At 69.4% G+C, this 20,298-nt stretch carries 22 protein-coding genes; 7 read left to right on the plus strand and 15 right to left on the minus strand.

What is annotated here, in order from left to right; genetic code table 11:
* Positions 1 to 45: 45 nt before the first annotated feature.
* Both LDQ05_RS12450 and LDQ05_RS12455 read left to right on the plus strand, forming a co-directional pair.
* Positions 46 to 921 (plus strand): lytic transglycosylase domain-containing protein, encoded by an 876-nt coding sequence (locus LDQ05_RS12450; RefSeq protein ID WP_226437274.1) that lies wholly within the window; start codon positions 46 to 48, stop codon positions 919 to 921.
* A 25-nt stretch (positions 922 to 946) separates the two neighbouring features.
* Positions 947 to 2,080: an Mrp/NBP35 family ATP-binding protein gene (locus LDQ05_RS12455; protein ID WP_226437275.1), complete on the plus strand. Its 1,134-nt coding sequence runs from the start codon at positions 947 to 949 to the stop codon at positions 2,078 to 2,080.
* A 51-nt stretch (positions 2,081 to 2,131) separates the two neighbouring features.
* Here the strand turns inward: LDQ05_RS12455 and tatB are convergent, their stop codons facing one another.
* The 4 genes from tatB to sigE all read right to left on the minus strand — a co-directional run bounded on the left by tatB (position 2,132) and on the right by sigE (position 5,345).
* Positions 2,132 to 2,551, minus strand: coding sequence for a Sec-independent protein translocase protein TatB (gene tatB, locus LDQ05_RS12460; protein ID WP_226437276.1), 420 nt, complete (start codon positions 2,549 to 2,551; stop codon positions 2,132 to 2,134).
* Positions 2,552 to 2,617: 66 nt separating this feature from the next.
* Complete coding sequence (locus LDQ05_RS12465) at positions 2,618 to 4,066, minus strand: S1C family serine protease (protein ID WP_226437294.1); 1,449 nt, start codon at positions 4,064 to 4,066, stop codon at positions 2,618 to 2,620.
* Positions 4,067 to 4,285: 219 nt separating this feature from the next.
* Positions 4,286 to 4,648, minus strand: coding sequence for a zf-HC2 domain-containing protein (locus LDQ05_RS12470; protein WP_226437277.1), 363 nt, complete (start codon positions 4,646 to 4,648; stop codon positions 4,286 to 4,288).
* A 16-nt stretch (positions 4,649 to 4,664) separates the two neighbouring features.
* Positions 4,665 to 5,345, minus strand: a complete 681-nt coding sequence (sigE, locus tag LDQ05_RS12475) for an RNA polymerase sigma factor SigE (protein ID WP_226437278.1) — start codon at positions 5,343 to 5,345, stop codon at positions 4,665 to 4,667.
* 291 nt (positions 5,346 to 5,636) lie between these two features.
* Here sigE and LDQ05_RS12480 point away from each other — a divergent pair, with 291 nt between their 5' ends.
* Positions 5,637 to 6,272 carry an O-methyltransferase gene (locus LDQ05_RS12480; RefSeq protein ID WP_226437279.1) on the plus strand — a complete coding sequence of 212 codons (636 nt, stop codon included), beginning with the start codon at positions 5,637 to 5,639 and terminating at the stop codon, positions 6,270 to 6,272.
* A 13-nt stretch (positions 6,273 to 6,285) separates the two neighbouring features.
* On the opposite strand, the gene glgC is transcribed toward LDQ05_RS12480, so the two are convergent.
* Positions 6,286 to 7,500 carry a glucose-1-phosphate adenylyltransferase gene (gene glgC, locus LDQ05_RS12485; protein WP_226437280.1) on the minus strand — a complete coding sequence of 405 codons (1,215 nt, stop codon included), beginning with the start codon at positions 7,498 to 7,500 and terminating at the stop codon, positions 6,286 to 6,288.
* A gap of 109 nt (positions 7,501 to 7,609) precedes the next feature.
* On the opposite strand from glgC, the gene LDQ05_RS12490 reads away from it, so the two are divergent.
* Together LDQ05_RS12490 and glgA are read left to right on the plus strand one after the other, a co-directional pair.
* Positions 7,610 to 7,942 carry a metal-sensitive transcriptional regulator gene (locus tag LDQ05_RS12490; RefSeq protein ID WP_226437281.1) on the plus strand — a complete coding sequence of 111 codons (333 nt, stop codon included), beginning with the start codon at positions 7,610 to 7,612 and terminating at the stop codon, positions 7,940 to 7,942.
* 83 nt (positions 7,943 to 8,025) lie between these two features.
* Positions 8,026 to 9,198 (plus strand): glycogen synthase, encoded by a 1,173-nt coding sequence (glgA, locus tag LDQ05_RS12495; RefSeq protein ID WP_226437282.1) that lies wholly within the window; start codon positions 8,026 to 8,028, stop codon positions 9,196 to 9,198.
* On the opposite strand, the gene LDQ05_RS12500 is transcribed toward glgA, so the two are convergent.
* From LDQ05_RS12500 to dapE, 10 genes are all read right to left on the minus strand, one after another.
* Positions 9,185 to 10,078: a putative RNA methyltransferase gene (locus tag LDQ05_RS12500; protein ID WP_226437283.1), complete on the minus strand. Its 894-nt coding sequence runs from the start codon at positions 10,076 to 10,078 to the stop codon at positions 9,185 to 9,187. The genes glgA and LDQ05_RS12500 overlap by 14 nt on opposite strands.
* A gap of 137 nt (positions 10,079 to 10,215) precedes the next feature.
* Entirely contained in the window at positions 10,216 to 10,383 is a 168-nt protein-coding gene (locus LDQ05_RS12505) for a DUF3117 domain-containing protein (RefSeq protein ID WP_005059648.1), read from the minus strand.
* Positions 10,384 to 10,534: 151 nt separating this feature from the next.
* The gene (locus LDQ05_RS12510) at positions 10,535 to 11,104 is read right to left on the minus strand and encodes a DNA-3-methyladenine glycosylase I (RefSeq protein WP_226437284.1); all 570 of its coding nucleotides are present in this window, start codon (positions 11,102 to 11,104) and stop codon (positions 10,535 to 10,537) included.
* Entirely contained in the window at positions 11,094 to 11,516 is a 423-nt protein-coding gene (locus LDQ05_RS12515) for a DivIVA domain-containing protein (protein ID WP_226437285.1), read from the minus strand. The genes LDQ05_RS12510 and LDQ05_RS12515 overlap by 11 nt, the downstream gene beginning before the upstream one ends.
* 34 nt (positions 11,517 to 11,550) lie before the next feature.
* Positions 11,551 to 12,468: a glucosyl-3-phosphoglycerate synthase gene (locus tag LDQ05_RS12520; protein ID WP_226437286.1), complete on the minus strand. Its 918-nt coding sequence runs from the start codon at positions 12,466 to 12,468 to the stop codon at positions 11,551 to 11,553.
* Positions 12,465 to 13,400 (minus strand): dihydropteroate synthase, encoded by a 936-nt coding sequence (gene folP / locus LDQ05_RS12525; protein ID WP_226437287.1) that lies wholly within the window; start codon positions 13,398 to 13,400, stop codon positions 12,465 to 12,467. Before folP ends, LDQ05_RS12520 begins: the two co-directional genes overlap by 4 nt.
* 19 nt (positions 13,401 to 13,419) lie before the next feature.
* Entirely contained in the window at positions 13,420 to 15,207 is a 1,788-nt protein-coding gene (locus LDQ05_RS12530; RefSeq protein ID WP_226437288.1) for a long-chain-acyl-CoA synthetase, read from the minus strand.
* Positions 15,208 to 15,316: 109 nt separating this feature from the next.
* The gene (locus LDQ05_RS12535) at positions 15,317 to 15,889 is read right to left on the minus strand and encodes an LOG family protein (protein WP_226437295.1); all 573 of its coding nucleotides are present in this window, start codon (positions 15,887 to 15,889) and stop codon (positions 15,317 to 15,319) included.
* The gene (locus tag LDQ05_RS12540) at positions 15,889 to 16,698 is read right to left on the minus strand and encodes an LOG family protein (RefSeq protein ID WP_226437289.1); all 810 of its coding nucleotides are present in this window, start codon (positions 16,696 to 16,698) and stop codon (positions 15,889 to 15,891) included. The genes LDQ05_RS12535 and LDQ05_RS12540 overlap by 1 nt, the downstream gene beginning before the upstream one ends.
* Before the next feature lie 44 nt (positions 16,699 to 16,742).
* Positions 16,743 to 17,819: a succinyl-diaminopimelate desuccinylase gene (gene dapE / locus LDQ05_RS12545; RefSeq protein ID WP_226437290.1), complete on the minus strand. Its 1,077-nt coding sequence runs from the start codon at positions 17,817 to 17,819 to the stop codon at positions 16,743 to 16,745.
* Positions 17,820 to 17,917: 98 nt separating this feature from the next.
* Between dapE and dapD the strand changes: the two genes are divergently transcribed.
* Together dapD and LDQ05_RS12555 are read left to right on the plus strand one after the other, a co-directional pair.
* Positions 17,918 to 18,871, plus strand: coding sequence for a 2,3,4,5-tetrahydropyridine-2,6-dicarboxylate N-succinyltransferase (dapD, locus tag LDQ05_RS12550; protein ID WP_226437291.1), 954 nt, complete (start codon positions 17,918 to 17,920; stop codon positions 18,869 to 18,871).
* 82 nt (positions 18,872 to 18,953) lie between these two features.
* Positions 18,954 to 20,273, plus strand: a complete 1,320-nt coding sequence (locus tag LDQ05_RS12555; protein ID WP_226437296.1) for an amino acid permease — start codon at positions 18,954 to 18,956, stop codon at positions 20,271 to 20,273.
* Positions 20,274 to 20,298: the final 25 nt, after the last annotated feature.

Consider the following 20,298-nt stretch of genomic DNA (forward strand, 5'->3'; position numbering starts at 1 on the left):
ATGTAACGGAGGCGTCTCGTACCGGGATGCCCGAGGGAGGTACGAGTGGGACGGCACGCCAAGCCGCAGGATTCGAAGATCCGGCGCAACTCCGTCATCGCAATGACCGGTCTGGTGCCGGTGGGACTCGTGGCAGCGGCAGCCACCACCGCCGGGGCGTCACCGAAAACCCTGCTGGGCATCCACCAGCAGGAGGTCGAGCCCACCGCGAGCGCCGCCACCTCCCACCTCGGTTCGGCCGTGGCGGTGCCCGAAGCGGTGTCCGTGGCGTCCACCGCGGTCCTCACCGAACCTGCCGCTGCGCCCGCACCGAAGGCCGCGCCCGCGGCCCCCGCTGCCGCACCGCAACCGGAGATCATGCAGGACGGCCCGCTCGGCATCCCCGGCATCAACTACTCCGCGTACCTCAACGCCGAGCGGATCCTCGCCGAGGAGAACCCCGGCTGCGGCATGTACTGGACACTGCTGGCCGGCATCGGCCGTGTCGAGTCCGGGCACGCCAACGGTGGGCAGGCCGACGACCGGGGCGATCTGCTCGAGCCCGTGATCGGCCTCCCCCTCAACGGAAGCCTGCCCGGCCAGGCCGTCATCTACGACACCGACGGCGGAGCACTCGACGGCGACGCCGTCTACGACCGCGCGGTCGGACCCATGCAGTTCATCCCCACCACATGGAACCAGTACGCGGGTGACGGCAACGGGGACGGAGTGGCCGACCCGCAGAACCTCTACGACTCGACGCTGACCACGGCGCGGTACCTGTGCGACGGCGGACGCGACATGCGCAACCTCGCCGACACCACGAAGTCGATCCTCCGCTACAACCAGTCGATGGCGTACGTCACCAACGTTCTCGCATGGTCGGCCGCCTACTCCACGGGCATCACGCCGAGCCCGGCGGACCTGCCTCGGATCCACTGAACCACCCCCGCCTACCATGGGGACCATGGCAGTCACCGAGTCCGACGTCCGCGCCGCACTGTCCCGGGTCGACGACCCGGAGATCCGCAAACCCATCACGGATCTCGGCATGGTCAAGAGTGTCGACATCGCCGACGACAGCAGCGTCGACATCGTCGTCTACCTGACGACCGCCGGGTGCCCGATGCGCACCGAGATCATCGATCGCGTCACCAAGGCCGTCGCCGATGTCGCCGGGGTGGGCGAGATCCGCGTGGAACTCGAGGTGATGAACGACGAGCAACGCACCGAGCTCCGCAAGAGCCTGCGCGGCGACTCGGCCGAACCGGTCATCCCCTTCGCTCAGCCCGGCTCGCTCACCCGCGTCTACGCGGTGGCATCCGGCAAGGGCGGCGTCGGCAAGTCGTCCGTGACGGTGAACCTCGCCGCGGCGATGGCCGCGCGCGGGCTGTCGGTCGGCGTGCTCGACGCCGACATCTACGGTCATTCGATCCCGCGCATGCTCGGCACCTCCGCGAAACCCACCCAGGTCGAGCGGATGATCATCCCGCCTGTCGCGCACGACGTGAAGATGATCTCCATCGCCCAGTTCACCGACGGCAACACGCCGGTCGTGTGGCGTGGTCCCATGTTGCACCGCGCGCTGCAGCAGTTCCTCGCCGACGTGTTCTGGGGCGACCTGGACGTGCTGCTGCTGGATCTGCCGCCCGGCACGGGCGACGTCGCGATCTCGGTGGCCCAGCTGATCCCCAACGCCGAGATCCTCGTCGTCACCACGCCGCAGCAGGCCGCCGCCGAGGTCGCCGAGCGTGCCGGATCGATCGCGCTGCAGACCCGTCAGCGCATCGCCGGCGTCATCGAGAACATGTCCTGGCTCGAGTTGCCCGACGGCACGAAGATGGACGTGTTCGGGACCGGGGGCGGCGAGGCCGTCGCCGAGCGACTGACCCGGGCGGTGGGCGCGACGGTGCCGCTGCTCGGTCAGATCCCGCTGGATCCCGCGATCCGCGAGGCCGGCGACGAGGGCACCCCCATCGTGCTCAGCGCCCCCGAATCGGCACCGGGTGCGGCGCTGTGCGAGATCGCCGAGAAGATCGCCGTGCGGCGACGGGGACTGGCGGGAATGTCCCTCGGGATCGACACCACCCGGCACCTCTGACGTCGTCGACCCGACGCGGCCCGACCCCACCGGTCCGGGTCGCGTCCCGGTCTAGGTCGCGTCGGGATCGATCGGTGGGGTCTCGCCGGGTGCGAGGGGCTTGGACAGGTCGGGCCGGGACGGGGCGGCGCCGTCGGTTCCGGTCGAACCGTTGCGTCCCTGGGTGGACGACGGGCCGTCGAAGTTTCCGGTGAAGAGCGAGTCGTCGCCGTCGAGCAGATGTTTGGTGATCACGGCCTTCGGCGTCATGCCGCGCAACTGGTTGAGTTCCGCCAGCGGTTGCCGCAGATCGTCGAATTCCGGACCGAGATCGTCCTTGAGTTGTTCCCGGGCGCCCGCCGCATAGTCCCGGACCTGACGCAGCGCTTTGGCGACCCAGGACACCGCCCCTGGCAGGCGCTCCGGGCCGAGCACGACCAACGCTGCGATGAGCAGGACCATCAACTCGCCCCAACCGATGTTGCCGAACACCGCTCCAGAGTACGTCGTGCGCACCGAGTCGGCTCACCGACGGTCGTCGGGCGACGACGTGACCGCTCAGTCGGAGGCCGGAGTGACCTGGATGTCGACGACGCGGCCGCTGCGCACCAACTGAACGGTGACCGGTTCGCCGATCGTCTGGAGGTGCACGGCGACGACCAGTTCGTCGGCGCTCGTGACGTCCCGGTCTCCGACCCGGGTGATGACATCGCCCTCGACGATGCCGGCGGCCTGGGCGGGGCTGCCGTCCTGGACGTTGGCGACCTCGGCACCGCTGGCGACCTCGTTGACGACGGTCCGCGCGTTCACGCCGATCTCCGGGTGGTGCATCACCCCGTCGCGGATCAGTGCCTGCGCGACCGCGGTGACCTCGTCGACGGGGATCGCGAAGCCGAGCCCCACCGAACCGCCCGTCTCCGACTTGATGGCCGAATTGATCCCGATCACGTGCCCTTCGAGGTCGATGAGTGGACCACCCGAGTTGCCGGGGTTGATGGACGCGTCGGTCTGCACCGCGTCGATCACCGCGTCGGTGTCGGTTCCCTGGCCGCTGAGCCGCATCGGCCGGTGCAGCGCGCTGACGATGCCGCGGGTGACCGTCTTGCTCAGTCCGAGGGGTGAACCGACGGCGACGACGTCCTCACCGACCTGCACGTCGGCGGATCTACCGAGTTCGGCGACGACCAGATTGTCGACGTCGTCGACCGACAGCACCGCGAGGTCGGTCTTGATGTCGCGGCCGACGATCTCGGCGGGCACCTTCGTGCCGTCGTTGAACGTCACCTGCACGTTCGCGTCCGGGTTGTCGGCCGCCATCGAGACGACGTGGTTGTTCGTGACGATGTAGCCGGCTCCGTCGATGACGACGCCGGATCCGGTGCCCGCGTTGTCACCGAGCGTGACCTGGATGGACACGACGGACGGCAGAACCGCCTCGGCCACCCGCGCGACGGTGCCGTCGGGTATCTCGGTTCCGCCCGCGACCTGTTCGAGCGACACACCGCGGCTGGTCAGCGAACCGTTGTCGGAGAGCACCAGCGCCACCACCAGGCCGCCGACCATGCCGACGACGAGCGCGGCCGCGGCGAGCGTCGCGAGAGCGCGGGAGTCCACGCGACGGTCGAACAGCACCTCGCGGAGGGAGAGCCGGCGTGCCGGCGGGAGGGGGGCGTCCTCGGTGGCACCGAGCGGGGCTCCGAGCCGCACCGACGACTCGGGATCGCGCCACGGGTCGACCGGATCCTCGACCGTGTCGTCCTCGGGGCCGCGCGGAGGGCGTTGCAGGGTGTCGGCGGTGTCGTCCGGACGACCGTAGGCCTCGGCGAGCACCGGATCGGTCGGCGGGGCGTGTCCGATGCGGGGGTCGGGCGTCGAGCCGCGACCGCCGGCGAACGAACCGTCGGTGCCCGAGGGGCGGCCGAACACTCGCGCGGCCGCGTCGTCGACGGCGGGCCGGTACACCGGCCGCGGATCGAGCCGGGGCGCATCCGCCGGCCGGGTGATCACGCCGGATGCGAGGTCCGGTGTCCCGTCGTGCCCGGACGGATCACCTGTCCCGTCATGCCCGGACAGATCACCGGACAGATCGTCGATGCCGAGTTCGTGTTCTCGGCCGGTCCGTTGCACAGAATCCGCGCTCACGCGTGTCCGTCTCCCCCGTGTTGGTCCGTCACGCAGCCCAGTATCACCGATGATGCCCGGGCCGTCGCCATCGCCCGTCCGTCGTCACCGACGGCGCAGGATCGACCAGCGACGCGACGCTCCCCACATTTCGGTACCGGCACCGCCGGGAAGATCGTTCGCGCGCGGATCGTCGGGCCTGGTGTCGCAGAGGTGCGCGGGAATGTTGCTGAGGGCACCGAGCAGCGACGACGGCATCGTCGGGGCGTGCGTCGCGGCGTTGCGCAGGGCGTGACGCGCCTGCTGCTGGGCTTCGACCTCGGCGGCGCACTCGGGGCAGACGGACAGGTGCTGCGCGGCACGCAGGTGGGGTGCCATCCGCAGTTCGCCGTCGACGAATGCGGCGACGGCCTCGCTGGCCAGGTGCTCCGTGGAACCGAACCTGCGAGGTGGCTGCACCATCGTCATCAAATCCTCCCGGCGGCTACCTTGCATCGACGTGACCGACTTCGACCTTCCCATGTTCGCGCAGGTGCTCACGCAACGCCTGGCGACCCCGGTGGATGCGGCTGCGCACCGTACCGAGCTTGACGCCGAGCGTCGCACCGATCTCCTCGTACGAGAGGCCCTCGATGTCGCAGAGCACCACTGCCGCACGATACTCCGGTGCGAGCGAGTCGAGCGCGGACTGCAGGTCGGCGCCGAGTCGGGCGTCGTGGTAGATCTCCTCGGGGTTCGGCCCCTGGGCCGGCACCCGGTCGTAGTCCTCGGGCAGCGCCTCCATCCGGATACGGTTGCGACGGCGCACCATGTCGAGGAACAGGTTCGTGGTGATGCGGTGCAGCCACCCCTCGAAGGTCCCGGGCTGGTAGTCCTGCAGCGACCGGAAGACCCGGATGAACGTGTCCTGGGTCAGGTCCTCGGCGTCCTGCGCGTTGCCCGAGAGCCGGTAGGCGAGCCGGTACACCCGGTCGCCGTGTTCACGGACCAGGTCGTCCCACGACGGCATCGCGGCACGATCGCCCGTCGCATCGAACACCGCGGTACCGGTCAGTGCCGCGCTCTCGGCCGGGATGCCGGTGGGCTCCGCGATACCGTGTCCGTGGGTGTCCACCCGGTCGAGCGTGACGGTGTCGCTACCGGGGACGATGTGGGAACTGTGCATGTGGATCGCCGGATCCTCCTCTTCGGGACCGCTGATCGGGAACATCGCTCGAGGTGTCCAACGCGCGGGGCCGGGACTTTGTTCCCGACCGGCCCGTTGTCTGCCCGGTCGACGCCGCCGATCGTCGCGTTCGCGGTCTGCTGCGTGTCCGACCGCTACATTTCCGCACGGCGATGTGGCCGCCGTATGAGTAACCTGATAGTCGCCTGAGAAATCCGCGGATCAAGATTTCGGTCGCCCGTGTCGCGCGCCTGCCTGCATCGATGCCCCGGCACCGATAGCCTCGTGCACGTGCAGACCAATGCCGATCGGATTCTGGCCCACGCCGAGAACGTCGTCGTCGAGGACGACGACCTCGTCGCGGCGCGGGAACGTGCCCTCGATCTCGGGGCCGACCCGGTGCCCCCGTCCGTGGGTGCCGCCCTGTCGTTGTTCGCGCGCATGCTCGATGCCCGCACCGTCGTGGAGATCGGCACGGGTGCGGGAGTGAGCGGCCTCTGGTTGCTGCACGGGTTGCGGGAGGACGGGGTGCTGACCACGATCGACAGCGAACCCGAGCATCAGCGCGCCGCGAAGACCGCGTTCCGGGAGTCCGGTGTCGTCGCGTCACGCACCCGGTTGATCAACGGCAGCGCCCTCGACGTGCTGCCGCGGCTCGCCGATTCCGGCTACGACCTGGTGTTCGTCGACGCGATGCCGGACGACCACCCGCACTACGTGCGCGAGGGGGTGCGACTGTTGCGGGCGGGCGGCGTGATCGTCCTGCACAATGCGCTGCTGGCCGGGCGTGTCGCAGATCCGGCGGCGCGCGATTCGACGGTCGTCGCGGTGCGTGAGGCGGCCCGCGCGATCTCCTCCGACGAGCGGCTCGCGCCGGTCGTGCTACCGCTGGGCGACGGCCTGCTGTGCGCTGTCCGCATGGACTGAGCGCGGTCCGTCCTCAGATCCACACGCCCTTGCCGATCGCGACGACACCACCGTTGCTGACCGCGAACCGTTGACGATCCCGTTCGAGGTCGACGCCGATGATCTCACCGTCGCCGACGACCACGTTCTTGTCGAGGATCGCGCGGCGGACCACCGCGCCCTTCCCGATGCGCACCCCGGGCATCAGGACGCTGCCCTCGACGGTCGCGCCGTCCTCGACCATCACGTTGGAGCTGAGCACCGAGTTGCGGACGGTCGCAGCCGACAGGATCGAGCCGGCCCCGACGATGGATTCCTGGGCGAGCCCGCCCTGCACGAACTTGGCGGGCGGGAGGTTCTCCGCCGCACCCCGGATCGGCCACCGACGGTTGTAGAGGTTGAAGATCGGATGGACCGACACCAGGTCCATGTGCGCGTCGTAGAACGCGTCGAGGGTCCCCACGTCCCGCCAGTACGCGCGGTCGCGCTCCATGGCGCCGGGAACGACGTTGTCGTTGAAGTCGTACACGTGGGCGAGGCCCTGCGCCACCAGGGCGGGGATGATGTCGCCGCCCATGTCGTGGTCGGAGTCCTGGTTCTCGGAATCGGCGCGCAGCGCCTCGACGAGGACCTTGGTCGTGAACACGTAGTTGCCCATCGACGCGAAGGTGACGTTGGGGTCGTCGGGGGTGCCCGGCGGGTGCGCGGGTTTCTCGAGGAACTGGGTGATGCGCCCCGACTCGTCGCTGTCGATGCACCCGAACGCGAACGCCTCGCTGCGCGGCACCCGGATTCCCGCGACGGTGACGCCCGCCCCGGAGTCGATGTGCTGACGGACCATCTGCTCGGGGTCCATCCGGTAGACGTGGTCGGCGCCGAACACGACGATGTACTCGGGATCCTCGTCGTAGACGAGATTGAGGGACTGCAGGATCGCGTCGGCGCTGCCGGTGTACCAGCGGGGGCCGAGCCGCTGCTGGGCCGGGACCGGTGTGATGTATTCGCCGGTGAACCCCGACAACCGCCACGTCTGGGAGATGTGCCTGTCCAGGGAGTGCGATTTGTACTGGGTCAGCACGCAGATCCGCAGGTAGCCGGCGTTGACCAGGTTGCTCAGCACGAAGTCGATCAGCCGGTAGGCCCCGCCGAACGGCACGGCGGGTTTCGCACGGTCGGCCGTCAACGGGTACAGGCGTTTACCCTCGCCTCCGGCGAGCACGATTCCAAGCACATGCGGCTGGCTCCTCACACGCTCAACCTATCCGGCGGCCCCCACCGTCGCCAGCGATGCGGCATTTCGGCGCGGGGGTCCACGACACACCCCGGCCAATACCCCGAGGGGGTATATCATGGTCGGCATGAGCGGCGAACACGAGGTCCCCACAGCCACAGGCGAGTCGTGCCACACCACCCACGGCTACATCGGTGACAAGGCGAAGTACCTCGCGCGCGTCAAGCGCATCGAGGGCCAGACCCGGGGTATCCACCGGATGATCGACGAGGAACAGTACTGCATCGACATCCTCACCCAGATCTCCGCGCTCACCCGCGCCCTCGAAGGGCTCGCCCTCGGCCTGCTCGACGACCATCTGCGGCATTGTGTCGTGGACGCGGCGGCCACCGGCGGAGAGCAGGCCGAACGCAAACTCGAGGAGGCCTCCGCCGCCATCGCCCGGCTCGTCCGATCCTGAGTTTCCCGGCCGCTCGCCGCATCCCGCCGACCGGTCGCCGGGATCGAGTGGCCCGAACCGGACCGGACGGATAGTTTGAATCGGTGCGCGTGGCGATGATGACTCGGGAATATCCGCCGGAGGTGTACGGCGGTGCAGGTGTCCACGTCACCGAACTCGTCGCCCGGCTCCGGCAGCTGTGCGAGGTGGACGTGCACTGCATGGGCGCACCCCGCGACACCGCGGTCGTGCACGGCCCCGATCCCGCCCTGGCCGCCGCGAATCCGGCGCTGGCGACCCTCTCGGCCGAACTGCGCATGGCCGATGCGGCGTCGGGCGCCGACATCGTGCACTCCCACACCTGGTACACCGGGCTGGCCGGGCACCTCGCCGCCGAGTTGTACGACCTGCCGCACGTGCTGACGGCGCACTCCCTCGAACCGCGGCGGCCCTGGAAGGCGGAGCAACTCGGTGGCGGCTACCGGATCTCGTCCTGGTCCGAACGCAACGCCGCGCAGTACGCCGACGCGGTGATCGCCGTCAGCGACGGCATGCGCCTCGACGTGCTCGACGCGTATCCGTTCGTGGACCCGGCCCGGGTCCACGTGGTGCGCAACGGCATCGACACGGCGACGTGGTATCCGGGGCCCGCGGTCCCGGGCACCGGGTCCGTCCTCGACCGGATCGGCGTCGATCCCGACGCCCCCCTCGCGGTGTTCGTCGGGCGGATCACCCGACAGAAGGGACTGAGCCATCTCGTCGCGGCGGCCCACCACGTGGCTCCCGAGATCCAACTGGTGCTCTGTGCGGGCGCCCCCGACACACCGGAGATCGCCGCCGACACCGCCCGCGCCGTCGCCGAACTGCAACGTGCCCGCGGCAACGTCTTCTGGGTGCAGGAGATGCTGCCCACGGATTCGGTGCGCGAACTCCTCTCCGCCGCGCGGGTGTTCGTGTGCCCGTCGGTGTACGAGCCGCTCGGGATCGTCAACCTCGAGGCGATGGCGTGCGAGACGGCCGTGGTCGCGTCGGATGTCGGCGGCATCCCGGAAGTCGTCCGGGACGGTGTGACCGGACGCCTCGTCCACTACAACTCGTACGAGCCGCAGGCCTACGAACGCGCGTTGGCCGCAGCGATCGACGAGGTTGCGGGCGATCCGGTCCGCGCCGCCGAGTACGGGCGCGCGGGCCGGGAACGGGTGGTCGCCGAGTTCTCGTGGACACGGATCGCGCGGCAGACCCTCGACGTGTACGAGGACGTACTCAACCGCCGCTGACGGTGGCGTCGCCGCGGTCGTCACCGTCGTCGCGCCGCAGCCACGTCGACACCGTCACCGATGCGGTGACCTCGAAGTCGTGGGGCAGCACCGCGACCATCTCGGCGCGCTGCTGCGGCGTGAGGTGGAACGCGGACGGGCCCATACCGACGAGCCGGGTCACCGCCCCCGGATCCAACGCCATCGTGAAGTGCACCGGTACGCGGTCGACCCGTTCGAACCGGCCCGACAGCGCTGCCGACAATCGCTCCGGCTTGTGTTCGTCGACGCGCACCATGCCCGGCAGCGACACCAGTTCCCGAAGGTGATCGCCGGTCGGCGCGGCCACCACGAGGGCACCTCCGGGACCGAGGACACGGTGCAGTTCGGCGGCGTTGCGCGGCGCGAAGATCGACAGGACATGGGAGACGGCCCCTGTTGTCACCGGCAGCCGGCCCCAGGCGTCGGCGAGCACCGCACCGACACGCGGATGGCTGCGTGCGATGCGGCGCACCGCCGGTTTGGACACGTCGAGACCGATACCCCGCGCATCGCCGAGATCGTCGAGTACGCGCGCGAGGTACTGTCCCGTCCCGGCCCCCACCTCGAGCACCCGCGCGGCGCCCGGATCGGTCGACGTGTCCCACGTTCGGGCACACGCCGCACCGACAGCGCTGCGCAGCGGGTCGTAGTGTCCGGCGTCCAGGAACGCGGCGCGGTCGGCGATCATCTCGGCGGTGTCGCCGGTGAACTTCGTGGACGATCCCGGCAGGAGCGACACGTAGCCCTGTCGCGCGACGTCGAAGGTGTGCCCGAGATCGCACAGCACCGTACCGGCGTCCAGATCGAGCGGCCCCTCGCAGTGCGGACATGCGAGCAGGTCGATCACGGAATCGAGCATCGGTTCACCTCACCCGTCGGGTTCTTCAGGACCGCACCGGGCTCTGCCCGCCGACGACACCGGGCCCCGCCCGCCGACGACACCGGGCCCCGCACAGGGGTCTGTGCGGGGCCCGGAGCGTACGAACGAGTCACCGATCAGCTGGTGACATTCTTGAGTTCGTCGCCGAGGGCAGCAGCCTCATCCGGCGTGAGTTCGACGACCAGACGTCCGCCGCCCTCGAGTGGAACCCTCATGACGATTCCTCGTCCCTCTTTGGTTGCTTCGAGGGGACCGTCCCCGGTCCGGGGCTTCATGGCCGCCATCCTCTGCTCCCTCCAAATCTGCACCCGGCGCTCGGATGCGTGGGTTACCGTGTGGTGACCTCGCCGACCGCGACGAGGCACGCCCCCTTATTCTTCCCTATCGCGAACTTCGCCGGTCATCTGACTCCCGCATACGGGTGTGCGAAGTCGATCACCGGCCGTTCGGCACCCAGCACGTCGCGAGATGATCATCGACCATCCCGGTGGCCTGCATCAACGCATACGCCGTGGTGGGGCCCACGAACCGGAAACCTCTGCGTCTGAGTTCGCCGGCCATCGCCGTGGACTCGCCGGTGACGGCGGGTATCGCGTCCGTATTCGCGAACCGTCGGGCACGGCGGGGAGGCGCGAACGACCACAGGAGCGAATCGAGGTCCGTTCCGTCGAGTGCGAGTACCGCCCGCGCGTTCCCGATCACGGCGTCGATCTTGCGCCTGTTCCGGACGATGCCCGGGTTCGCCATGAGTCGGGCGACGTCGTCGTCGCCGTACCGCGCGACGACGTCGACGTCGAATCCGTCGAAGGCCGCGCGGAACGCCGGGCGTTTACGCAGGATCGTCAGCCACGACAGCCCCGACTGGAACGCCTCGAGGGAGAGCCGCTCGAACAGTTCGTCGCGACCGTGCAGCACGCGTCCCCACTCGGTGTCGTGATAGTCGCGGTAGATCGTCTCACCGGGCCGATCCACCGCCCACGGGCATCGTTCACGGTCATCGCTCATGTGTTGCCTCCGGACCGTCGGGATCGGTGCCGGTCGTGCCGTCCGGGGTGTTCGTGTCGTCCGGGGTGTTCGTGTCGTCCGCTTCGGGACGGTCGCCGGAATCGCCGTCCGAGGTGCCCGGTGGTGCCGCCGCCTCGTGTTCGTCCAGTCGGGCTCTCAGTTCGTCGATCTCGCGTGCCAGCCGGTCCAGAGCCCAGTCGACCTCCCCCATCTTGTAGCCGCGCACCGTCTGCTGGAAACGCAGGTCGCGCACGTCGGTGCCCGTCACGTCGGTGGCGGGCAGCACCGTGGCGGTCGTTCCGGGCGGGATGGGTGCGAGCGCCTCCCCTCGGCCGAACACCGCGCTCGCCGCGAGGAAGAGCGCGGCGCCGACGAACGCCACGACGAGGACGTACAGCAGAACCGTCAGCATCCCTCGATCTTGACACGTGCCGCCGACACCGCGATCAGCCGGTGATCGTGGCCATCGGCGGGCGATCGTCGAGGTTCACGTGCGTCCGTCGCGGCACGAAGGAGTCGCCGTCGACGACGAACTGCGTCAGCGGCGCACCCGAGTCCGGCACTCCGCACCGGCCGAGCATCGTGCCCACGATCTGGCGGCTCATCGCACCGAGCTCCGACAACGGGCGGTTCCGGTGCTTGCGCACACCCAGGTTGACCTGGGCTATCGCCGACAATCCGTAACGGTCGTAGGTGTCGAGCAGCAACCCGATCTCCACGCCGTAACCGGGCGCGAACGGTACCGCTTCGAGTAGTTCCCGGGTTCCGGCGTACTCGCCGCCGAGCGGTTGGAGGACACACGTCAACTCGGGACGCATCGCCGCGAGCAGTGGCCGCGCGACCAGTTCCGTGACGCGACCCCCGCCGTGGGCGTCCTCGGTGCCGCTCACGCGCAGCGGCCGACGATAGTAGCCCTTGACGAGGTGGATGCCGTCGCCGAGGAGCAGCGGTCCGAGCAGCTTCGGGACGAACGCCGGATCCGGGTTGATCAGGTCGGAATCGACGAACGCGACGAGATCTCCGGAGGTGGCGGCGAGGGAGCGCCACAGCACCTCCCCCTTGCCCGGCACCGGTGCCAGCCCGGGAACGGCGTCCTCCCGCGACAGGACGCGGGCACCGGCGGCGCGGGCGCGGGTCGCGGTGTCGTCGGTGGACCCGGAATCGAGCACGACGAGTTCGTCGACCAACCCTCCGAGCAGCGGGTGGATCGTGTCCACGACCCCCGCCACGGTGTCCTCCTCGTTCAGGGCGGGCAGCACGACGGTGACCGTGCGACCGGCCTTCGCCGCTTCGAGTTCGGCGACCGTCCATGCGGGACGGTCCCAGCTGTTCGCCTGATCCCAGGTTCGTGCGGGCGCACTCATGCCAGCCCCCTGACCGTCCGTGCCGGTGGGCGGGTCCCCACGATCGCTGCCGTCATGTCGACCACCCTGCGGGTCGCGGCGACCTCGTGTACCCGGAACACCCGGGCGCCCGCCGCCGCGGCCAATGCCGTCGCTGCCAATGTGCCCTCCAACCGCTCGGCGAGTTCGACCCCCAGAGTCTCGCCCACGAAGTCCTTGTTGCTCAGCGCCATGAGCACGGGCCATCCCGTGTTCACGAGAACGTTCGCGTGCCGCAACAGTGCGAGCCCGTGGTGGGTGTTCTTGCCGAAGTCGTGGGTGGGGTCGATGAGGACCGCATCGCGTGCGACACCTCGCCGGACCGCGTCCTCGGCCGCACCGACCACCTCCGCGACGACGTCGGCGACGACGTCGGCGTAGCGGACACGGTGCGGCCGGGTGCGCGGCACGGCACCACCGGTGTGCGAGCAGACGATGCCGGCACCGGTCGCGGCGGCGACGTCGACCAGGTCCGGGTCGGCACCGGCCCAGGTGTCGTTGATCAGGTCGGCGCCCTCCGCGACGGCACGACGCGCGACCTCGCTGCGCCACGTGTCGACGCTGATGAGCAACGACGGGTACCGTTCGCGGATCGCCGCGACGAACGGCACGACGCGCCGCGTCTCCTCGGCGGCGTCGACCTCGTCGCCGGGACCGGCCTTGACCCCTCCGATGTCGACGAGATCCGCCCCTTCACGGACCGCGCGGTCCACCGCGGCGAGCGCCGCATCGTCGGTGAACGTCGCGCCGCGGTCGTAGAACGAGTCGGGTGTCCGGTTCACGATCGCCATCACGAGCGCCCGGTCGGTCGCCACGGGCCGCCCGCACAGGGTGGGCAGCACGGACCCGGGTGGCGCGTCGTCGCCGGCCGTGGGGCCGGGATTCGCGGAGGTGTCGGTGACGGAACCGGTCATGGCTCCCATCCTGACACGCTCACCGGCCGGGCATTTCACCCCGCGTGAGCGCATCGACGTATCCCTCGAAGATCGCCCGGTAGCCCTCGGCCCTGCTCGCGAGGACCAGCAGCTCGTCGTCACCGACGTCGGAGTAGCCCTGTTTGCGCAGATCCACCTTGCGGCTCTTGAAGGTGCTGGTGTGCTCGAGGTGATCGGTGATGCGGACGAACAACGGCACGGCGTACTCGGGGAGGAGCCGGTGGAGCAGTTCGGACAGTTCGGCGCCGTCGAGTGCCGCACCGGGGTGCAGGGTCACCGCGGCCATTCCAGCGCGGCCGTCGGCGCCGGGCACCTCCACGCCGTACACGACGGCCTCGGAGACGGCGTCGTGTTCGGTCACGGCTCCCTCGACCTGGGTGGTCGCGACGTTCTCGCCCTTCCACCGGAAGGTGTCGCCGAGCCGGTCGACGAACGCCACGTGCATGAAGCCCTGGCTGCGCACGAGGTCGCCGGTGTCGAACCACACGTCGCCGTCGGTGAAGGCGTCGCGCACGAGCTTGGCCTCACTCGCGTCCGGGTCCGTGTATCCGTCGAACGGTGCCCGGGAGGTGATCTTCGCCAGGAGCAGACCGACCTCACCGCGCCCGACCCGGTGCAGGCGCCCGTCCTCGCCGCGACGCGGCCGGCCGGTGTCGGCGTCGTAGTCGACCACGGCGTACGGCAGTGGGCACACCCCGGCGGTACGGGGCTGGTTCAGTGCGTTGATGAACGCGATGTTGCATTCGCTGGCGCCGTAGAACTCGGCGACCCGTTCGACCCCGAAACGCTCGGTGAACGCCTCCCAGATCTCGGGGCGCATGCCGTTGCCGACGATGACGCGGATGTCGTTGTCGCGGTCGGTGGGCTGCTCCGGCTGGTTCAGCAGGTAGCGGCAGACCTCGCCGATGTAGATGAACGCGGTCGCCCCGTTGCGGGCGGCGTCGGCCCAGAACCCCGAGGCGGAGAACTTGCGTCCCAGCGCGAACGTGGCGCCCGCACCGAGTACGGACGACAACGCGACTGTGAGCGCGTTGTTGTGGTACAGCGGCAGGCAGCAGTAGAGGGTGTCGTCACGGCGCAGGCGCACACCGAGCCCACCGAGACCCGACATCGATTTGAGCCACCGGAAGTGGGTCATCCGGCTGGCCTTCGGCAGGCCGGTCGTGCCGGAGGTGAAGATGTAGTAGGCGACCTCCGATGCCTGCAGCCGCTCGGTGACCGCGGGATTCGCCGAGTCCGCGTCGGCCGCCAGCACGTCGAGTTCGGTGATGCGGAGTGTCGTCTTCGCCTGGGGTGGTCCGTCGAGCGAGTCGATCGCCTCGTCGCATTCCTCGCCGACGACGAGGACGGTGGCGTCGAGCAGACCGAGACTGTGGGCGAGGACGTCGCCGCGCTGGTGGTGGTTGAGCATGCCGGCCGCGGCACCGAGTTTCACGGCGGCGAGCACGACCAGCAGGGCTTCGGGGCGGTTGGCCACGAGGATGCCGACGACGTCGCCGGTACGGACGCCCTGCGCGGCGAGCACCGCGGCATATCGGTTGACCTGGGCGTTGGCGTCGCCGTAGGTGAGGGTGTCGCCTTCGAAGCGCAGGAACGGGTGGTCGGGACGACGCTCGGCGAGCTTCTGGAACACCGAACCGATGGTTTCGCGGGCTCGGGGGGTCCGCGTCATCCCCAGCGCCCCGCGGAGCAGGCTCGGGGCGTCGGCCAGCATCGACGGCAGCTGGGCGGCCAGCCCCGTCAACGAGACGGTCGAGACGTTCTTCGCGGGCGCAGTGTCGGTCACGTCTATCCTCACGGCGATGGTGGGCGGGGCGACCGCTCGATCCGCTGCCGCGCGGCCCACCCCCGGAACTTACCGAAGAGTAGATAATCGGGCGCCGGAGTGGAACCCCTCACATTCCGGCCACACCCCGCGCGCACCGATCCAAGGCATCTCCGACGTTACCCGAACGCTCCAGCCGATCGAGGGCGCGTTGCGCGACGAACCCCGTACCCACCATCGATTCGAGCCAGGTCAGCAGCGGGGCGTAGTGACCGACCGGGTCGAGCAACACCACCGGTTTGCCGTGTATCCCGAGGAAACCCCCCGTCCACGTCTCGAACAGCTCCTCGAGCGTGCCGATTCCACCCGGAAGGGTGATGAAGGCGTCGGCACGCGTGTCCATCACCTGTTTCCGTTCGCGCATCGTCTCGGTGACGATCAACTCGTCGGCGTCCACGTCGGCGACCTCGCGGTGCACCAGCGCCTTGGGGATGACACCGACGGTGTGTGCGCCGGACGCCCGCGCCGCCTCCGCGACCGCACCCATCATCGACACGTTCCCGCCACCGGAGACCAGACTCCAGCCGCGGCGACCGATCTCCGCGCCGAGTTCACTCGCCAGATCCAGGAACGAGCGGTCGACCGGGCCGGACGCGCAGTACACGCACACCGCGAGACCGGATCCGCCGGCCGCACCGTCGATCACCACGCCGTCTCCTCACCGAACAAGGTGTGTTCGTCCTCGCTGCGGTGGGCGTCGACGACGATCTGGACGGCCTCCTCGATGCTGTCGGTGACCGAGATCAGGTCGAGATCGTCCGCCGAGATCTTCCCGTCCCGCGCCATCGTCGCGCGGATCCACTCGAGCAGACCCGACCAGTAGTCGCTGCCGAACAACACGATCGGGAACCGTGTGATCTTGTGGGTCTGGACGAGCGTGACCGCCTCGAACAGTTCGTCGAGGGTGCCGAATCCACCGGGCAGGCAGATGAACGCCTGCGAGTACTTGACGAACATCGTCTTGCGCGCGAAGAAGTACCGGAAGTTCAGGCCCAGATCGACCCACTCGTTGAGGGACTGCTCGAACGGCAACTCGATACCGAGCCCGATCGAGAATCCGCCCGACTCGCTGGCACCGCGGTTCGCGGCCTCCATCGCGCCCGGGCCACCGCCGGTGACCACGGCGTACCCGGCGTCCACCAGCGCCGCGCCGAGCCGTCGCCCCGCCTCGTACTCCGGATGGTCGACGGGGGTGCGGGCCGACCCGAACACCGCGACCGCGCGCGGAACCTCCGCGAGAGCACCGAATCCCTCGACGAACTCGCTCTGGATGCGAAGCACCCGCCACGGATCGGTGTGCACCCAATCGGTGGGTCCGCGCCGGTCGAGGAGCCGCTGGTCCATCGTCGTGATCTCGGTCGCGCGATCTCCGCGGAGCTGGACCGGACCGCGGTGGACGACCTCGCTGCGCGGCCGGCGGTCGGAGTTCGGGTCGGGAGTGTCGGCTGCCATGGCCGTCAGATTATCGGTCCCGGTCGGGCCGGCCTCACCGACGGTCAGCGCGTCAGGTAACCGCGCAGCACCGAGGTCACCTCGGTGATGTGCCGGACGTCGACGTGCTCGTCGCGCTTGTGGGCCAGGTTCGGGTCGCCCGGCCCGTAGTTGACCGCCGGGATCCCCAGCGCCGCGAACCGCGACACGTCCGTCCAGCCGTACTTGGCCCGGAACCGGCCGTCGGCGGCAGCGACGAGGGCCGCTGCCGACGGGTGCGACAGGCCCGGCAACGCCCCCGGCGACATGTCGGTGAGTTCCATCGCGACGTCCAGACCGTCGAAGACCTCGCGTACATGCGCGAGCGCCGCGTCGGGCGTGCGGTCCGGCGCGAACCGGAAGTTGACGTCGAGCTCGGCCTCGTCGGGGACGACGTTGCCCGCCACACCTCCGGCGATCCGCACGGCGGACAGACCCTCGCGGTAGACGCAGCCGTCGATGTCCACCGATCGTGCCTCGTACCGGGCCAACCGGTCGAGCACGGGAGCGAGCCTGTGCACGGCGTTGTCGCCGAGCCACGACCGCGCGGAGTGTGCGCGGACACCGGTCGTCGTGATCCGCACCCGCAGGGTGCCCTGGCAGCCCGCTTCGATCAGTCCGCCGGTCGGTTCCCCGAGGATCGCGACGTCCGCGTCGAGCCAGTCGCGCAGTTCGGACTCGATGCGACCGAGCCCGTTGAACTCGGCGGCGATCTCCTCGCAGTCGTAGAACACCAACGTCAGGTCGTGCGCGGGGTCCGCGACGGTCGCCGCGAGGTGCAGGAACACGGCGTCACCGGACTTCATGTCGGACGTGCCGCACCCGTACAACAGATCTCCGTCGCGGCGCGAGGGAACATTGTCGGCGATCGGCACGGTGTCGAGGTGGCCGGCCAGCAGCACCCTGCTGCCCAGTCCGCGGTGGGTGCGCGCCAGCACCGCGTTACCGCTCCGGATCACCTCGAATCCGTCGGTCTGCTCGCGCAGCGCCTCCTCGACGGCGTCCGCGAGCACCGCCTCGTCGTGGGAGACGCTCGGCACGTCCACGAGCGCGGCGGTCAGATCGATGGGGTCGGCGTGCAGATCGAGGTGCGGTACGGCCATGACCGAACAATAGGGGAGGCCGCTGTCCCGACGTCGCCGCACCGGTTTTTCGCGGCCACCACACGGGACGCGCGGCCCCTCGCGTACGCTTTCGCTCCGTGAGTGCACACGGAGCATCAGCAGTAGGCATCGCGAACATCGCGGCGGACGGCACCGTCCTCGACACCTGGTTCCCGGCCCCCGAGCTCGGGGAATTCACCGAAACCGGCACGTCACGCCTCGAAGGCACCGACATTCCGTCGGATCTCGCTCTGCTTGCCGGAACGGACGAAGCCCGCGACGTCACCCTCGTCGTGGTGCGCACCGTCATCGCCGACCTGTCGCAGCCGCCGGTCGACACCCACGACGTCTACCTGCGTCTGCACCTGCTGTCGCACCGGCTGGTGCGCCCGCACGGGATCAACCTCGACGGCATCTTCGGTTTCCTCGCCAACGTCGTGTGGACCAACTATGGGCCGTGCCTCGTCGAGGGCTTCGAGACGGTGCGGTCGCGCCTGCGGATCCGCGGCCCGGTGACGGTGTACGGCGTCGACAAGTTCCCCCGCATGGTCGACTACGTGGTCCCGTCGGGTGTGCGCATCGCCGACGCCGACAGGGTTCGCCTCGGCGCGCATCTCGCGTCCGGCACGACCGTCATGCACGAGGGGTTCGTCAACTTCAATGCGGGCACCCTCGGCAACTCGATGGTCGAGGGCCGCATCTCGGCCGGTGTCGTCGTCGACGACGGTTCCGATGTGGGCGGCGGCGCCTCGATCATGGGTACGCTCTCGGGCGGCGGCAAGGAGGTCATCTCCATCGGCAAACGCTGCCTGCTCGGCGCCAATGCCGGCGTGGGTGTCTCGCTCGGCGACGACTGCATCGTCGAGGCCGGTCTGTACGTGACCGCGGGTACCAAGGTCACCGGCCCGGACGGAACGGTCGTCAAGGCCAAGGAACTCAACGGTGCGTCGAATCTGCTGCTGCGCCGCAACTCCGTCAGCGGCGCCGTGGAAGTCGTGCCCAACAAGGGGTCCGGCGTCGAACTGAACGCCGCCCTGCACGCCAACGACTAGAACCGATCGAATCGTGAGTGAAGCCGAGCGTTCCACCGGGGCCACCGATCTCGGGAGTGGCCTGAAGGTCCGACATCTGACGATGATGGGGCTCGGCTCCGCGATCGGCGCGGGCCTGTTCCTGGGGTCCGGTGTCGGCATCGCCGCCGCCGGGCCCGCCGTGCTGGTGTCGTACCTTCTCGCCGGAATCATGATCATCTTCGTGATGAGGATGCTCGGCGAGATGGGCGCTGCCCTGCCGGTGAGCGGCTCGTTCTCGCACTACGCGCGGATCGGCATCGGCCGCTGGGCCGGGTTCACGATGGGCTGGCTCTACTGGTTCATGCTCATCATGGTGCTCGGGGTCGAGATCACCGGTGCCTCCGCGATCGTGCAGTCGTGGCTGCCCGGCGTGCCGCAGTGGGTGGTCGCGCTCGTATTCGTGGTGTTCTTCGCGGTCGTCAATCTCGCCCGCGTCGCCAACTTCGGCGAGTTCGAGTTCTGGTTCGCGGCGCTGAAGGTCGCGGTCATCATCGGGTTCCTCGTCATCGGTGTGCTGCTGGTGTTCGGCCTGTTGCCGGGCACCGACCCGGTCGGTTTCGTCCACGTCCTCGGGGACGGCGACGGATTCGCCCCCAACGGGATCGCCGGTATCGCCGCGGGCCTGCTCGCGGTGGCGTTCGCGTTCGGCGGCATCGAGATCGTCACCATCGCGGCCGCCGAATCGAACGATCCCGAACGGTCCATCGCCACCGCCGTCCGCACCGTCGTGTGGCGCATCACCTTCTTCTATCTCGGCTCGATCACGATCATGGTGTTCGTGTTGCCGTGGACCACGGTCAGCGGCGAGAACTCCCCGTTCGTGTCGGTTCTCGACATCGCCGGGTTGCCGTACGTGTCCGGCTTCATGGAACTGGTCGTGGTCATCGCGCTGCTGTCGGCGTTCAACGCCAACGTCTACGGCACCTCCCGCATGGCGTACTCCCTCGCCCGCGGCGGCGACGGGCCGGCGCTCCTCGCACGGATCTCCCGTTCCGGGGTACCGCGCAACGCGGTGCTGCTGTCGGTGTTCTTCGGGTTCGTCAGCGTTCTGCTGAACTGGCTGCTGCCCGACACGATCCTCGGGATCCTGCTCAACGCGGTCGGTTCGGCACTGATCGCGATCTGGCTGTTCATCGTCGTCGCACACCTGCGGCTGCGCCGCCGGTTCGAGGCCGAGGGCACCCTGCGACTGAAGATGTGGGCATTCCCGTACCTGAGCTGGTTCACTCTCGCAATGCTGCTGGGGTTCATCGCCCTCATGCTGTCCGACAGCGACGCTCGGCTGCAGCTCGCGTCGACGTTCGTGCTGTTCCTGGTGATCGCCGGGATCGGCATGATCTGGCAGCGTTTCCACCACCCGACCGAGCCGTCGCGCCCCTGATCCCGCCCCGTGCGCACGTCTGGTA

It is taken from the genome of Rhodococcus yananensis, assembly GCF_020515525.1.
Taxonomy (GTDB): Bacteria; Actinomycetota; Actinomycetes; order Mycobacteriales; family Mycobacteriaceae; genus Rhodococcus; species Rhodococcus yananensis.